At 65.6% G+C, this 14,286-nt stretch carries 10 protein-coding genes; 6 read left to right on the top strand and 4 right to left on the bottom strand.

What is annotated here, in order from left to right:
• The first annotated feature begins 42 nt into the window (after positions 1 to 42).
• From LCF40_RS09840 to LCF40_RS09830, 3 genes are read left to right on the top strand one after another with little or no spacing between them, the layout of a single operon-like run.
• A complete protein-coding gene (locus LCF40_RS09840) occupies positions 43 to 1,038 on the top strand; it encodes an ABC transporter permease (RefSeq protein ID WP_224828330.1) in 996 nt (331 codons plus the stop codon).
• Complete coding sequence (locus LCF40_RS09835; RefSeq protein WP_380682971.1) at positions 1,025 to 2,167, top strand: ABC transporter permease; 1,143 nt, start codon at positions 1,025 to 1,027, stop codon at positions 2,165 to 2,167. The genes LCF40_RS09840 and LCF40_RS09835 overlap by 14 nt, the downstream gene beginning before the upstream one ends.
• A gap of 49 nt (positions 2,168 to 2,216) precedes the next feature.
• Entirely contained in the window at positions 2,217 to 4,361 is a 2,145-nt protein-coding gene (locus LCF40_RS09830) for an ABC transporter ATP-binding protein (RefSeq protein WP_224828328.1), read from the top strand.
• Positions 4,362 to 4,509: 148 nt separating this feature from the next.
• Here LCF40_RS09830 and LCF40_RS09825 read toward each other — a convergent pair whose 3' ends face one another.
• Both LCF40_RS09825 and LCF40_RS09820 read right to left on the bottom strand, forming a co-directional pair.
• Positions 4,510 to 7,314 carry a rhamnogalacturonan lyase family protein gene (locus LCF40_RS09825; RefSeq protein WP_224828327.1) on the bottom strand — a complete coding sequence of 935 codons (2,805 nt, stop codon included), beginning with the start codon at positions 7,312 to 7,314 and terminating at the stop codon, positions 4,510 to 4,512.
• A gap of 490 nt (positions 7,315 to 7,804) precedes the next feature.
• Positions 7,805 to 8,059, bottom strand: a complete 255-nt coding sequence (locus LCF40_RS09820; RefSeq protein WP_224828326.1) for a hypothetical protein — start codon at positions 8,057 to 8,059, stop codon at positions 7,805 to 7,807.
• 95 nt (positions 8,060 to 8,154) lie between these two features.
• Here LCF40_RS09820 and LCF40_RS09815 point away from each other — a divergent pair, with 95 nt between their 5' ends.
• Both LCF40_RS09815 and LCF40_RS09810 read left to right on the top strand, forming a co-directional pair.
• On the top strand, positions 8,155 to 8,883 hold the full coding sequence (locus tag LCF40_RS09815) for a ThuA domain-containing protein (protein ID WP_224828325.1): 729 nt from the start codon (positions 8,155 to 8,157) through the stop codon (positions 8,881 to 8,883).
• A 259-nt stretch (positions 8,884 to 9,142) separates the two neighbouring features.
• Complete coding sequence (locus LCF40_RS09810) at positions 9,143 to 11,029, top strand: ABC transporter ATP-binding protein (RefSeq protein WP_224828324.1); 1,887 nt, start codon at positions 9,143 to 9,145, stop codon at positions 11,027 to 11,029.
• Here the strand turns inward: LCF40_RS09810 and LCF40_RS09805 are convergent.
• Together LCF40_RS09805 and LCF40_RS09800 are read right to left on the bottom strand one after the other, a co-directional pair.
• Positions 11,026 to 12,018 (bottom strand): Gfo/Idh/MocA family protein, encoded by a 993-nt coding sequence (locus tag LCF40_RS09805; RefSeq protein ID WP_224828323.1) that lies wholly within the window; start codon positions 12,016 to 12,018, stop codon positions 11,026 to 11,028. The genes LCF40_RS09810 and LCF40_RS09805 overlap by 4 nt on opposite strands.
• Before the next feature lie 51 nt (positions 12,019 to 12,069).
• On the bottom strand, positions 12,070 to 13,110 hold the full coding sequence (locus tag LCF40_RS09800; RefSeq protein ID WP_224828322.1) for a zinc-dependent alcohol dehydrogenase: 1,041 nt from the start codon (positions 13,108 to 13,110) through the stop codon (positions 12,070 to 12,072).
• A gap of 165 nt (positions 13,111 to 13,275) precedes the next feature.
• On the opposite strand from LCF40_RS09800, the gene LCF40_RS09795 reads away from it, so the two are divergent.
• The gene (locus LCF40_RS09795) at positions 13,276 to 14,280 is read left to right on the top strand and encodes an SGNH/GDSL hydrolase family protein (protein WP_224828321.1); all 1,005 of its coding nucleotides are present in this window, start codon (positions 13,276 to 13,278) and stop codon (positions 14,278 to 14,280) included.
• The last annotated feature ends 6 nt before the right edge of the window (positions 14,281 to 14,286 follow it).

Below are 14,286 nucleotides of genomic sequence, written 5' to 3'. Positions count from 1 at the left end.
ACTTACGACAACAGTAATTACCCCTCACATCGCTTTCACACTATGGACTGGAAACTACGACGGTTCGGCCAGGCCGCGTTCACCGTCTGGGCGGTGATGACGCTGGCGTTTTTCCTCACACGGATGATGCCCGGCAACCCCGTCGACGCCTTCGTCGCCCAGGTGGGCCCCCAGCTGGACAACCCCCAGGAGGCCTACGAGATGGCGGAGATCTACATGAACATCAACCCCGAGGCGCCGATGCACGTCGCCTACTGGAACTACATGACGTCGATGGCGGTCGGTGACATGGGTCAATCGATGAGCCAGAACGCACCGGTTGCCCAAATCATGGCCGAGGCAATCCCCTGGACGCTGTTCGTGATGAGCTGGGCGATCTTCATCGGTTTCGCCGTCGGCATCTCGCTCGGCGCGCTGATGGCCTACTGGGAGGGCACCAAGTTCGACACCGTCCTTACCGGTTACGCGACCATCATCACCTCGATTCCCTTCTACGTGCTTGCGCTTCTCCTCCTCATTACCTTCGCCTACCGGCTCGGCTGGTTTCCGACGTCGGGTCGCCGTCCAGAAGGCGTCACCGCGGGCTTCAACCTCCCGTTCATCTTTGGAATCATCCACCACGCGGCATTGCCCGTCTTCTCGATGTTCGTTGCCTCGGGCGTGGCCTCGCTGACGATGCGGGGCAACAGCATCCGCGTCCTCGGTGAGGACTACCTCCGGGTCGCCCGACTCCGCGGGCTTCCCGACCGGACGATCGCCGTTCGGTACATCGCTCGCAACGCGATCCTCCCGATGTACACCGGGCTGATGATCGCCATCGGCTCGATGTTCGGCGGCGCGGTCGTCTTAGAGGAGATCTTCACCTACCGAGGCATGGGCTACTACATGATCCAGGCGGTCCGGGCACGCGACTACCCGCTGATGATGGGCGCCTTTACGATCATCACGATCGCCGTCGTCATCGCCCTGCTCGTCGCCGACCTGACCTACGGCAAGATCGATCCACGTGCGGGTAACGAGGGCAATGACGCGTTCTGACGATTCACCCATGACTGACGACCACACCGAGACGAGAAAACGGGACGACACGAACCGTATGGACGAGCTCGTCCCCGACGACCCCAGGGATCGAGTCGCAGGCGAAACGGTGCGAAGCGACGGCGGCACCGTCGACTCCCCCTTCGAAACGACCTCAAGCGTCGAGGAGACCCGCGGTGACCGCCTCGATCGGTTCCTCGAGGGCTACGCCCGGACGCCCTGGTCGATCATGCGCCAGGACTGGCGGGCGCTCGTCGGACTGTCGATCCTCGGTGTCTACCTCCTCGTCGCGACCCTCGGCGTCTACCTCGTCGAGCCGAGCCATCCGGCCGACGGCCCGCAGTTGCTCGGCGCGTTCCAGAACTGGGAGTATCCCCTTGGAACGACCTCGTCGGGTCGGGACGTCCTGGCGGATGCAGTCCACTCGACGCCGTCGATCCTCATCATGATGGCCTCGGGTGCCCTGTTCACCATCGGCGTCGGTACGGCCTTCGGCGTGGTCGCCGGCTACAAGGGCGGGATGGTCGACACCGTGCTCAGCACGGTCACCGACGTCTTCATCAACATCCCCGGACTGCCGCTGGTGATCGTCCTCGCGACGCTGCTTTCGGACTGGATCAACAACCCCGTCGCCCTCGGCGTGTTGCTGGCGATCGCGGCATGGGCGGGGCTGGCGCGGGCGATCCGCTCGCAGGTACTGACGATCCGAAACGAGTCGTTCATCGAGTCGGCGCGGGCGATCGATCTCTCGACGCGGTGGATCCTCACCAAGGAGATCCTGCCACAGCTGATGCCCTACATCGTCGTGAACATGGTCAACGCCGCCCGGACGATCATCTTCGCGGCGGTTGCACTGTACTTCCTGGGCGTCCTGCCGTACTCGGACGCCAACTGGGGCGTCATGCTGAACACCGCCTACGAGGCGGGCGCCCTCTACCGGCCCGAGGCCTACCACTGGCTGCTCGTGCCCATGGTCGCCATCTCGGGGATCGCGGTCGGGCTCATCCTGCTCGCGCAGTCGCTGGACCGAGTGTTCAACCCCCGAGCCAGGGCCCGCCACCAGGGCGGGGAGGAAGAGGAACCGATGGAGCCGGAGACGGACGACACGACGGACGTGATGCAAGTATGATTCCATGCACGATTCGATATGCGACGACCGTATTGGCGGAGGTGCCACGATGACGATCACTGGATCGGACGCGACCGCCGACGCCCCCGAGGAGGACGTCGCCATCCGGCTTCGGGACACGTCGGTCTACTTCGGGATGGATCGCGGACGATCGATGGTGCTCAACGGGGTCGACGCCGATATCCGTCGCGGCGAGGTCCTCGGCGTGATCGGCGAGTCGGGCTCCGGAAAGTCGATGTTCGCCTCGGCGCTGCTCGACGCAGTGCCCGAACCCGGCGTCACGACCGGCGAGGTCACCTACTACCCCGAGGAGGGCGAGCCGGTCCCGGTCACCGACCTCTCGAAGGCGGAGCTTCGCTCGTTGCGCTGGGAGGAGATCTCGATGGTGTTCCAGGGCGCGATGAGTTCGTTCAACCCGGTCGTGACGATCCGGACACATTTCGTCGAGACGCTCTCGGCCCACGACTACGACGTCGATCGGGGCCTGGCACGCGCAACGGACCTCCTCGCGGATCTCTACCTCGATCCCGAGCGGATGCTCGAGTCCTACCCCCACGAGCTCAGCGGCGGGATGAAACAGCGGGTGCTGATCGCGCTTTCGCTCGTCCTCGACCCGGAGGTGCTCGTGATGGACGAGCCGACCGCCGCGCTCGATCTCCTGATGCAACGGTCTATCATCTCGCTGCTGGAAGAGATCAAGGAGAAACACGACCTCACGATCGTCTTCATCACCCACGACCTCCCGCTGGTCGCGGACCTCGCCGACCGCCTCGCCGTCCTCTATGCGTTCGAGTTCGCCGAGATCGGTCCGGCCGAGGAGGTATTGGAGACGCCGGCCCACCCTTACACGCGGGCGCTTCTGAACGCAACACCGAACCTCTCGGCGCCGTTAGAGGAGATGCGCCCGATCGAGGGCGAGAGCCCCGATCCGGTGAACATCCCCAAGGGCTGTTCGTACCACCCGCGGTGTCCGCTCGCCGACGAGGAATGTCAGCAGATCGATCCCGGCCCCTACGACGCGGGCGCCGACCACGACGTCCACTGTCACCACTGGGAGCAGTCGATCGAGGACCTCGACGTCGCCTTCGAGGAGACCGTCGACGTGGGCACGCGACCCAGCGCCGCCGGGAGGGCGTCGGGCGAGCCGGTGGTCTCGCTGTCGGACGTCGAGGTTACCTTCGGCTCGGCCAACGACGGCTGGTTCGACTTCGGCGACGACGAGACGGTGACGGCGGTCGACGGCGTGAGCTTCGACATCTACGAGAACGACGTCCTCGTCCTCGTCGGCGAGTCGGGCTGTGGGAAGACCACCCTGGGGAAGACCGCCGTGGGGCTCCAGAAGCCGACCGGTGGAACCGTCGAGTACCGCGGGCGGGACGTCTGGGAGGGCGCCTCGGGCAGTTCGCTCTCCGATGACGAGGCCCGTCGAGCGCTCCAGATCGTCCACCAGGACCCCGGGAGTTCGCTGAACTCCCACCAGCGGGTGCGGACGATCCTCGAACAGCCGCTCAAGCGGTGGCATCCCGACCTCGACGGCAACGACCGCCGCGAGCGAATCCTCGGAATGCTCGAGTACGTGGGGATCACGCCGCCGGGGGACTACGTCGACCGGTATCCCCACCAGCTCTCGGGCGGGGAGAAACAGCGCGTCGCCCTGATCCGGTCGATGCTGATCAACCCCGACCTGATCCTGGCCGACGAGGCGGTTTCGGCGCTGGACGTCTCGCTGCGGGTCGGAATGATGGACATGATGATCGACCTGCAGGACTCGTTCAACACCTCGTTTCTGGCGGTGTCTCACGACCTCTCGAACGCCCGCTACCTCGCCGAGAAGACCGGCGGTCGGATCGGGGTGATGTATCTGGGCGAACTGGTCGAAATCGGACCTGCCGAGCAGATCATCCACGACCCCCAGCATCCCTACACCCAGGCGCTGCGGTGGGCGACGCCGGAACTCGGCTCGGAAACCGAGGAGACCGAGAGCCCGATCCGGTCGATCGACATCCCCGACCCGAAGAACCCGCCGTCGGGCTGTCGATACCACACCCGCTGCCCCGAGGCCCGCGAGGTCTGTGTGGAACGCGAGCCGGAGCTGGTCGACGTCGGCGAGGGCGCGAGCCAACCGACGGCCTGCCTCCGAGCCCAGGACGATCCCGACTACCGGATGAGCGAGTCGATCACCGACGACGTGTAGTCGATTTCCTCGTTCGAGCGAACTCGATAAAATAACCCCGACGGTTTGTACGTTAGCTCATCTCCATATCCGGTGTTTGTGGATCATCCGCTCCCTGGCCGAGTTACTTCCTCGGCCACGGCGGCTGGTTGTAGCCGACGTTCTGCTATCAGGCCGACGGGTCGAGGAAGGCGAACAGCTGGTTGTCCGTGCTGGTCACGTCCCAGTGGCGGATGTCCGCGCCCGGTTCGGGGTCGCGCTCCCAGACGTCGGCCGCGAGGTCGGCGTGGGTCGGTTCGAGCGTGTAGCCCGTGCCGCTCTCGGGCACTGCCGCGAACTTCTGGTAGTCGGCGCCCTCCCACTGACCGAGTTCGAGGTTCGTTCCGGTGTCGGTGCCGCCGTCGGCAGCCTCCAGGACGAGGTCGTCGGCGTCGGCCGCGGCGATGCGGTAGACGCCGTCTTCGAGTTCGGTCACCTCCCACGTCTGACCGCTGGCCTCGCCCACGGTGTCGTTGTAGACGTTCGCCCCGTCGGCGAGTTCGCCGTCGACGCTCATCACGATGTCGTCGTCGTTGAGTTGGGCGGTCAGACGGTAGGTGCCCTCCGTGAGGTCGACCGTGATCGTCTCGGAGTGCGATGTCGTGCAACCGCTTTCGGCGGTGGCGGTCAGCGTGACGGTGTACTCGCCGGGACCGTCGTAGCTATGCGTAGCTGACCACCCCGTCGCAGTCGTGCCGTCGCCCAAGTCCCACTTTAGGGAGTCGATCGAGTACTCGCCGGAGACGTCCTCCGCCTCGAAGTCGACGGACTCGCCCGCGTCGACGCGGGTCGCACTCGGTACGGCCCGCGCTATCGGCTCCGGTTCCTCGACGGTGATCGTCTCGAAGTCGGTCGTCGTCTCCCCGTGCTTGCCCGTCGCGGTTAGCTTGACGGGGTACGTCCCCAGTTCGTCATAGGTGTGGCTGACCGACCGGCCGGTCGCCGTCGTGCCGTCGCCCAACTCCCACGAGAGGGAACTGATCTTCTGGCCGTTGTCCGTCCGGTCGACCGCTTCGAATTCGACCTGATCGCAGGGGCTCGCCTCGGTCTCGCTGGCGGATATCTCGGCGAGCCTGTCGTGGCCGGCGGGTTCGAACGAGGTCTTGATGTCGGGTTTCGGCGGGTCGTCCATCCCGTGGCCGAGGAAGAAACTGGGCCACGGCGGCTGGTTGTAGCCGACGTTCTGGCGCGCGATGCCGGTCCGGTACTGCGGGTCGTGTAACAGCGTGTACAGCCGGTGATCCGTCTCGTGGGGCGTTGCGTACAAGCGCAGCGCCTCGCTGTCGTCAGTTCGCCAGATCACTTCCTCACGCCAGTCACCGAGGATGTCTCCCGAAAGACACGGGTTCCCCTTCGAAGAGTTGTTCGAGCGCGTTCCCTCGAAGGACTTCAACATGTCGAGTTCCTCGGTTTCGGGGTTGTACTTCTTGACCCAGCCGACGCCGTATCCCGCGTCCCAGCCGAGGAAGTCGTGGTCTAACAGCTCTCGGTGCAGGTCGCCGGTCCACCAGATCCCCGAGTTCACCGAATTGACACCGGTCTCGCTGATCTTCTCACCGTCAGCGGTGAACGTACCGGCGATCTCACTGTCGGTTTCCAGGGGCACGCCCGCCCACGCTTCCGCACCGTCGTAGTCCGGATCGATGTCGGCGACCATCGCTCTGCCGATGTCTGCACCGTTCCTGACGGCCCAGATGTACTCGCCCGTCTCGGCGTCGCGCATCGATAGGCTCGGTGCCCCCTCGGCCGGATACTCGGCGGGAACGACGATTTCCAGGCCCTCGCGGTCGGGGAGGAAATCGCCACAATGTATCGCGTCGGGGTTTGACATCGTCGTCGTGTGGAGGGGGCTTCCGTCGTGGTCGATGACTGCGCCCCCGAAGACGATCTCGTCTTTCCCGTCCCCGTCGACGTCCGCAGTGTCGAGGCTGTGTGCGCCCACGCCCTCGTAGTCGGGGTGGCCGTCCTCACTATCGAAGATCCAGCGCAACTCGAGTTCGCCTTGCCGGAAATCCCACGCGGCGAGCATCGTCTTTTCGTAGTAGCCTCGCGTGAACACGATGCTCGGTCGCTCGCCGTCGATATAGGCGGTCCCCGCGAGGAACCGATCGACGCGGTTCCCGTAGCAGTCGCCCCAGTCACAGGCGTCTCCGCGTGCGGGCTGGAACTCCTCCGTCGCGAGTTCCTCGCCCGTCTCCCCGTCGAAGACGGTGAGATACTCCGGCCCCTCGAGGACGTAGCCGGAGTCGTTCGTCCAGTCGGCGTCCGGATCGCCGATGACGTTGCCGGCTCCGTCTTCGGCACCGTCGGCCGTCCGCACCACCAACTCCGACCTGCCATCACCGTCGAAGTCGTACACGACGAACGGCGTGTAGTGTGCGCCGGCCCGGACGTTCTGGCCGAGGTTGATCCGCCAGAGGTGTTCGCCCTCCAGCGTATATCCGTCGATCAGGACGTCGCTCGTATGACCTCCCTGGGAGTTGTCCTTCGCGTTCGACGGGGTCCACTTCTGGACGATGTTGAGCGTGCCGTCGCCCGTGAGGTCGCCCATGCTTGCGTCGTTCGCGTGGTACGTGATCGTCTCCCCGTCTTCGCCCGTTATCGACTCCGGCTTGTTCAGCGGGATCTCCTTGTACTGTTGGTCCCACACCTCGACCGATTTGGACATACCGGGTTTGCGACCACCGCGTTTTCCGCGGTTCCCTTTCGTTTTCACCCGTCCATGGCCGACTGCTCGAACCGCGTACGTCGAGTCGGTCGTCCCGTCGGGATCGAGGAAGTTCGTACTGTCGGTGATCGGCTTGTTGTTCACCCGCTCGCCGTCGCGATAGACGTGGAATCCGAGATCGTCGGGATCCGTCCCGAACAGTCGCCACCGAACGAGTACCCCGTCTTCCGTCGGAACGGCTACGAGCCCCCGGTCCAGTGTTTCCATCTGGCGGATCGACCCGTTCTCGTTCTTCCCTTTTCCGCCCTTCCGATTGTTTCGCCCCTTTGCGGCCGTTGGACCGATACCGCTCGTTGCGAGTACCGTCGTCCCGGTCGCGATTCCGCTGAGGAGTGTGCGTCGGGACTGTCGAAACCGTCGCTTGTTCTTGCTCGAATCAGTCATTGTATTGGTTACTGCACTTTCTGTGATCCTGCTCCATAATTATAAATATTCTGGTAAATAGACTAACACTAATTTCCATAAATTATGTGTAAAAGCTATAACGCAGTTTGCTATGCGATGGTGGGTGCAGTGTAGGGCTGTATTACCTGAGATATGCGGTGTTCTGTGGCCGTCAGCTGTGGATCTCTGAGTTCGATACAGCGGGAATCGGTGTCTCCTAATCTGGCCGACCTTCGAGTCAGGTTTGAAAAGAACCGCGTTCACGGCACAGCAGCTGGGTCGTCAGCCGCTGGATGAAGGCTTCTCGAGTGTTCTATCCTTGCGTGCCACGCCGAGAGAGCCGGACGAAGAGAAACGCGCCGATGCCGATCACGACGAGTGCGGCCCCCCAGATGGCGAGTATCGCGGGAACGACGCCGGTGTTGATGACGTAGCCGACGAGGATGAACGCGACCCCGGCAAGGGCCATCTTCAGCGCGAACGAGTTTCGGACGGTCTCGAGTGCCGTTCCGGCCGTCGACCCTCCGGACCCGCCTGTTCCGGAATCGGTATCGGTCTGGGTTGACATGGTTATGGATCCCACGACGAACTCCTCGATGTTAGTCGTTTCGGCGTTCGGCGACCTGCCGTCAGTTTCATAACGCCTCCAGACCCCTTTCGGGTATGACACTCGATGTGACGGTGTGGAACGAGAACGTCCACGAACGCGAATCCGAGTCGGTCGCCGAGCGCTATCCCGACGGGATTCACGGTGCCATCGCCGAAGGGATCGAGACCCAACTCTCCGACGTCTCGGTCCGGACGGCGACCCTGGAGGAACCCGACCACGGGCTCGACGAGGCGACGCTCGAGGGGACGGACGTCCTCGTCTGGTGGTCTCACTGCGCGAACGACGAGGTAAGCGACGCGGTAGCGGATCGGGTCGTCGACCGCGTCCACGAGGGGATGGGGTTCGTTCCCGTGCACTCGGGGAAGAACTCGAAGCCGTTCAAGCGGTTGATGGGCACCACGTGTAACATCAAGTACCGCCACGGCGGCGATACCGAGCGAGTGTGGGTTTCCGATCCCGGCCACCCGATCGCCGACGGCCTCCCCGAATCGTTCGAGATTCCGGAAACCGAGATGTACGGCGAACCCTACGACGTGCCCGAACCCGATCGAACGGTCTTCGTCTCGTGGTTCGAGGGCGGCGAGGTGTTCCGGTCGGGGATCTGCTACCGCCGAGGCCGCGGCCGGATCTTCGCGTTCCGGCCCGGCCACGAGGAGTATCCGATCCTCTTCCAGGAGGAGGTCCGGCAGGTGCTCGCGAACGCGGTCCGGTGGGCCGCGCCGACGGAGGGTGCAGAGGCGGTCTACGGAGAGGTCGACCCCTCTCACCGGCGGGACGACTGATCGGCTCTCCCGGTCTTCGCCGGCCGTAGGCTACCGTCGTCGGTCGGTCCCGGTCCGCCGCCCGATAAAATGACAGATGTCATACCAACTGACCGAACGGTTCGCTGGTTCCCAAACCGTTTTCACCGGTCGTCCCTCCAAGAAGTGACGATGTACGCGACATACGAACCGAACGGACGCCGGCGCCCCTCGAGACGTCTCGCGGGGTGCCCGGCACGGTCCCGACGCGGCGCTGTCTCTGGGGTGGCTCCGTACCGCGATGGTTGACCGGAAGGACCTCTTCGTCGAGGAGCGCGAGGACGTCGAGTGGCCGATGCTCCGGCTGTTCCGGGAGTACGGCCGGCGGTATCCGGTACCCGCGGGGGTCGCACTTGCGGCCAACATGGTCTCGCCGCTTCTGACGCTCGTTCCGGCCTACCTGCTCGCGCTCTCGATCGACTCGCTGTTCACACAGGAACAGGAGTTCGGGCTGCCGCTCGTTCCCGACGCCTGGGTTCCGACCGAACTGCGCGAGCAGTTGATTCTCGTCTTCGGGCTGCTCGTCGCGGTCTACGTGCTCACGACGCTGCTGACGTGGGCGGGAAGCTGGGGGTGGGCGCTCTTTGCCGAACACGTCCAGCACTCCCTGCGCACGGACGTCTACGACCGAGTCCAGTATCTCGGGATGGACTTCTTCTCGGACAAGCAGACGGGAGAGATCATGGCGATCCTCTCCTCGGACGTCAACCGCCTCGAGGGATTTCTCAACGGCTGGGTCGGCCGGATCATGAACATCGTCGTGATGGTCGTCGGCGTCACTGCCGTCATGCTCTGGATCAACTGGCAGCTCGCACTCGTCACTCTGCTACCGGCGCCGCTCCTGCTCGCGGTGAGCTACAAGTTCATCCAGAAGGTCAAACCGAAGTACCGCGAGGCCCGCTCGACGTTCGGCGAACTCGCCGCGCGCCTCGAGAACAACGTCAGCGGGATCACCGTCGTCAAGTCGTTTACGACCGAGGACTTCGAGTCCAACCGCGTTCGGGCGTCCTCCCAGGAACACATGGACGCCCGCTGGGCCGCCCGCCGGTGGGGGGTCCGCTTCGGCCCGTCGCTGACGCTGATCACCGGGGTCGGCTTCGCGACGGTCCTCTTCGTCGGCGGCTGGTGGCTCCTCTTCGGCGCGCCCCTCTTCTTTACGGGGACGGTCACCGTCGGGGTCATCGTCATGTTCCTCCAGTACACCCGGATGATCCAGCAGCCGATGACCCAGGCCGGCCAGTTGCTGAACAACTACCAGCGGGTCAAAGCCTCCGCCGAGCGCGTCTTCGTCCTCATGGACTACCCCTCGGCGATCGAGGAGCCAGAGGACGCCGTCGCCCTCGAGTCCGTTCGCGGCGAGATCGCTTACGACGACGTCACGTTCAGCTACCCCGACGGCGAGCAGGCTCTCAAGGGAATCGACTTCGAGGTCGAATCCGGCGAACTCGTCGGGCTCGTCGGCCCCACCGGCTCGGGGAAGTCGACGCTCATCAAGCTTCTCCTCCGATTCTACGACGTCGAGGAGGGAGCGGTGCGGGTGGACGGCCACGACGTCCGTGACCTTTCCGTGCGGGACCTCCGGACGTCGATCGGCTACGTCAACCAGGACCCCTTCCTCTTTACGGGGTCGATCCGCGAGAACATCGCCTACGGGATGGACGTCACGGAGGGCGAACTCCGCGCGGCCGCAGAACGCGCCCACGCCCACGACTTCATCGCCGAACTCGAAGAGGGCTACGAGACCGAGGTCGGCCAGCGCGGCGACAAGCTCTCGGGCGGGCAACGCCAGCGGATCGCGATCGCCCGCGCGATCCTCAAGGACCCCGAGATCATCATCCTCGACGAGGCGACGAGCCACGTCGACAACGAAACCGAGGTCGTGATCCAGCGCAGTCTGGAGGAGTTGATCGAGGACCGAACGACGTTCGCCATCGCCCACCGGCTCTCGACTGTCCGGGACGCCGATCGAATCCTCGTCCTGGAGGACGGGCGGATCGCAGAACGGGGCACCCACGAGGAACTCCTCGACGAGGACGGCCTCTACGCCAACCTCTGGCGGGTGCAGGTGGGCGAGGTCGATGCGCTCCCCGAGGAGTTCGTCGCCGACGCGGCGATGCGCGACCGCTAGAGATCGACGTCGATCCGCTCGCCGGTCCGGGCGGACTCGTAGGCCGCATCGAGGAGAGCGGTCACCCGGAGGGCGTCCTCGGCGGTCGCCGGCGGCGGAGTACTGGTTTCGATCGCCTCGACGAACGCCGCGACCTTCGTCTCCCTCACACTACGATCGACGTCCACGACCGACTCCTCGCCCCCGCCGTCGATCCGGGTCAGCGTCGGTTCGCCCCAGTCTCGCGCGCTCACCTCGAGGGCACCGTCCGAATCCCAGATCCGGAGGTGCTCGCGCTGGGCGGGGACGACCGCCGAGTCGGCCATGGACGCGATCGCGCCGTTTGCGAAGCGGATCGAGAGCGACGACTGGGTGTCGATCACCCCGCCATCGTCGTGAAAGGCCATCTCAGCCGACACCGACTCGGGCGTGAGGCCGGTCATCCAGAGCATCGACTCGAGGACGTGCGTGCCGACGCTGAAGAGGTGGCCCCGGACGCCGATCTCCGGGTCGGTCCGCCAGTTCTCGTCGCCCTCGAAGTGGGCCGTCCAGTCCTGGGTGAGTTGACCGGTCAAAAAGGTCGGCTCGCGCTCGCCCGCGTGCCAGCGTTCGTACCCCCGCCTGAAGGCAGGATCGAGGTGGCGCTGGTAGCAGACCATCAGCGTCTCCGGCGAGTTCGCGAAGCGCTCGACGACCGCCGCTGCCTCCTCGCGGTCGGCGACGAGGGGTTTCTCACAGAGGACGTGGAGGCCCCGCTCTCCGGCCTCGTGGATCTGGCGGGCATGGAAGGCCGGCGGCGTCGCGATGACGACGGCGTCCAGCCGGTCGCCCCGTTCGTCGTACAGTCGCTCCTCGTCGGTGTAGCGATCGCCTTTGTCGATACCGGCTTCCCGGAGGTTCTCGGGGTTGACGTCGACTGCGGCTTCGAGACTCGTCTCGGGATGGTCGCGGAGTTCGTCGGCGAGCCGGCGGCCGATGCCGCCGACGCCGAACAGGGCAGTTCGGAGCACGCGAGAGGGTACCGACGATCGGCAGTTAATCCTTCGTGTTCTCGCCGCCGGCTACGCGCTATCGCCGTTGAAGCTGAAGACGGGCTTGATGACCTCGGAGTCGAGAAACGCCTCGAAGGCGGAGGCGGGATCGGCGGTCGAGAAGCCGGTGTCGATGATCCCCTCTGCGTCGATGGTGCCGTTTTCCATCAGCCGTAGGGCCTGCTCGAAGTTCGACCAGCTCGAGCCGTAGGAGCTGTTGACGTCTATCTCGCCGCGGACGACGGGGGTCATGAACACCTCGCTGGGTTCGCCGGGGAGGCCGACGACGACGACCTGGCCGCCCTTCCTGACGACCTCGATCGCCGTCTCGACGCCGGTGTGGTGGCCGGTCGTGTCGAAGACGACGTCGAAGCCGATCCCGTCGGTTCGGGCGTCGGCGTACCCCTCGACGTCTCGTTCCTCAACGTTGATCGTGTCGACTCCCAGGCCCTCGACCTGTGGGAGCCGCGAGCGGGCGTCCCGGCCGAGACCGCTGACGACGACGTTTGCGCCCATCGAATCGGCGACGGCGGCGACCAGGACGCCGATCGGACCCGGTCCCTCGACGAGCACCTCGTTGCCCGGCGTTACCGCGGACTGGCTGAAGACGGCGCGGGTGGCGATGCTCGTCGGCTCGGTGATCGCGGCGTGGCGAAGCGGGACGTCGTCGGGGACGGGATGGAGGTGGCGGGGTTCGACGGTCACGTAGTCGGCGTAGGCGCCGTCGCGGTGCATCCCGGTGATCGAGAAGTTCTGACAGACGTTCTCCTGGCCGTTCAGACACTGAAAGCACTCCCCGCAGTGGTGGATCGGCTCCTCGACGATCCGGTCGCCCGGGGAGAACCCCTCGACGTCGCTCCCGATCTCGACGATCTCGCCGGAATACTCGTGGCCCATCACCCGCGGGATCGGGATCCACTCGTAGCCCCCCTCGTAGCGGTAGGCGTGGGCGTCGCTCCCGCAGAGGCCCGCCGAGTGGACCCGGACCAGGACCTCACCCGGACCGGGCGACGGCCTCTCTCCTTCGCGCAGTTCGACGGCCTCCGGCCCCGTTTGCACTATCTGCTTCATTGATAGACCTCTCGTGTACCACATCGCGCTCCGTGTACTTGCAACACTAGCGGCTCGGGGTATGGTCACAAATACGTTGTGGTCCCAGGGGTCCGTTCTCGCCGGCCCGTTCCCGGTTTCGGTCCGGGACCGAACGTCTAAGGGCTCCGCCCGCGATCACCGGACATGCACCACGACGGGCTCGAGTTCCACAACGTCGGCGAACTCCGCGGGACCGAGGGCGGCAGGCTCCTCCAGCGGGTGCCCGAGGCCGTTCGGAGCGAACTGAACGAGGGCGCCGCCCGGCGGATGCGCCACCCGGCGGGCGTCGAGATACGGTTCGTCCCCGACGGCCCGGTCGAACTCACCCTTTCGACGGTTCCCGGGGACCGACCGGAGGGCCGCGTCGAGGTCTTCTGGGGCCCGATCCAGGGGGAAGGCCACGTCGTCGGCGACCGGACGACCCTCGAGCTCTCCCCGCCCGAGGAACTCGCTGACCTCCGGCCGGAGGCCGTCGCCGACCTCGCGTTCGACCCGCGGGTCTGTCGGGTTCGCCTGCCCGGCGAACATCGCGGCGGGTTCGTGCGGTACCACGGCGTGAGCGGCGACGTCCGACCGCCCCGCCCCGAGGAACTCCCCGACCGGCGGTATCTCGCCTACGGGACCTCGATCACGGAGGGCGAGGCTCCGAGCGCCGAACACCTCACCTACGCGAGCCAGACGGCCCGCCGGCTGGGCGCCGACCTCGTGAACCTCGGGTCGTGTGGCACGGCCTACTGCGACCGGGCGATGGCCGACCACATCGCGAGCGAGTCCTTCGACGTCGCGACGCTCTCGCTGTCGGTCAACATGGTCGGGACCTTCTCCCCGGCGGAGTTTCGCGAGCGCGCGGCCCGGATGATCGATACCGTCGCGGGGGCCCACCCCGATGATCCGGTCGCGGCGATCACTCTCTTTCCCCACACCAGGGACGTCCTCGCCGGGAATGAGGAGCGAGAACTCGCCGAGGAGTTCCGCGAGATCCTCCAGGAAATCGTCGCCGGGACGCCCCACGACAACGTCGTCCTGCTCGAGGGGCCCGAACTCCTCCCGGACGTCGGCGGGCTCACAACCGACCTGGTCCACCCCGGCGACGACGCGATGATCCGGATCGGGGAGAACCTGGCGGGCGAACTCGAGGCGCTCCTGTAGCCGGTT

This window comes from Saliphagus infecundisoli (assembly GCF_020177375.1).
GTDB lineage: Archaea > Halobacteriota > Halobacteria > Halobacteriales > Natrialbaceae > Saliphagus > Saliphagus infecundisoli.
This window is presented reverse-complemented; position numbering and strand designations above follow the sequence as displayed.

Coding starts and splice junctions, on each gene's coding strand:
- LCF40_RS09800 (WP_224828322.1), bottom strand. CDS start 13,110: ATGAAGCAGATAGTGCAAACGGGGCCGGAGGCCGTCGAACTGCGCGAA.
- LCF40_RS09835 (WP_380682971.1), top strand. CDS start 1,025: ATGACGCGTTCTGACGATTCACCCATGACTGACGACCACACCGAGACG.
- LCF40_RS09830 (WP_224828328.1), top strand. CDS start 2,217: ATGACGATCACTGGATCGGACGCGACCGCCGACGCCCCCGAGGAGGAC.
- LCF40_RS09795 (WP_224828321.1), top strand. CDS start 13,276: ATGCACCACGACGGGCTCGAGTTCCACAACGTCGGCGAACTCCGCGGG.
- LCF40_RS09840 (WP_224828330.1), top strand. CDS start 43: ATGGACTGGAAACTACGACGGTTCGGCCAGGCCGCGTTCACCGTCTGG.
- LCF40_RS09810 (WP_224828324.1), top strand. CDS start 9,143: ATGGTTGACCGGAAGGACCTCTTCGTCGAGGAGCGCGAGGACGTCGAG.
- LCF40_RS09825 (WP_224828327.1), bottom strand. CDS start 7,314: ATGGAAACACTGGACCGGGGGCTCGTAGCCGTTCCGACGGAAGACGGG.
- LCF40_RS09820 (WP_224828326.1), bottom strand. CDS start 8,059: ATGTCAACCCAGACCGATACCGATTCCGGAACAGGCGGGTCCGGAGGG.
- LCF40_RS09815 (WP_224828325.1), top strand. CDS start 8,155: ATGACACTCGATGTGACGGTGTGGAACGAGAACGTCCACGAACGCGAA.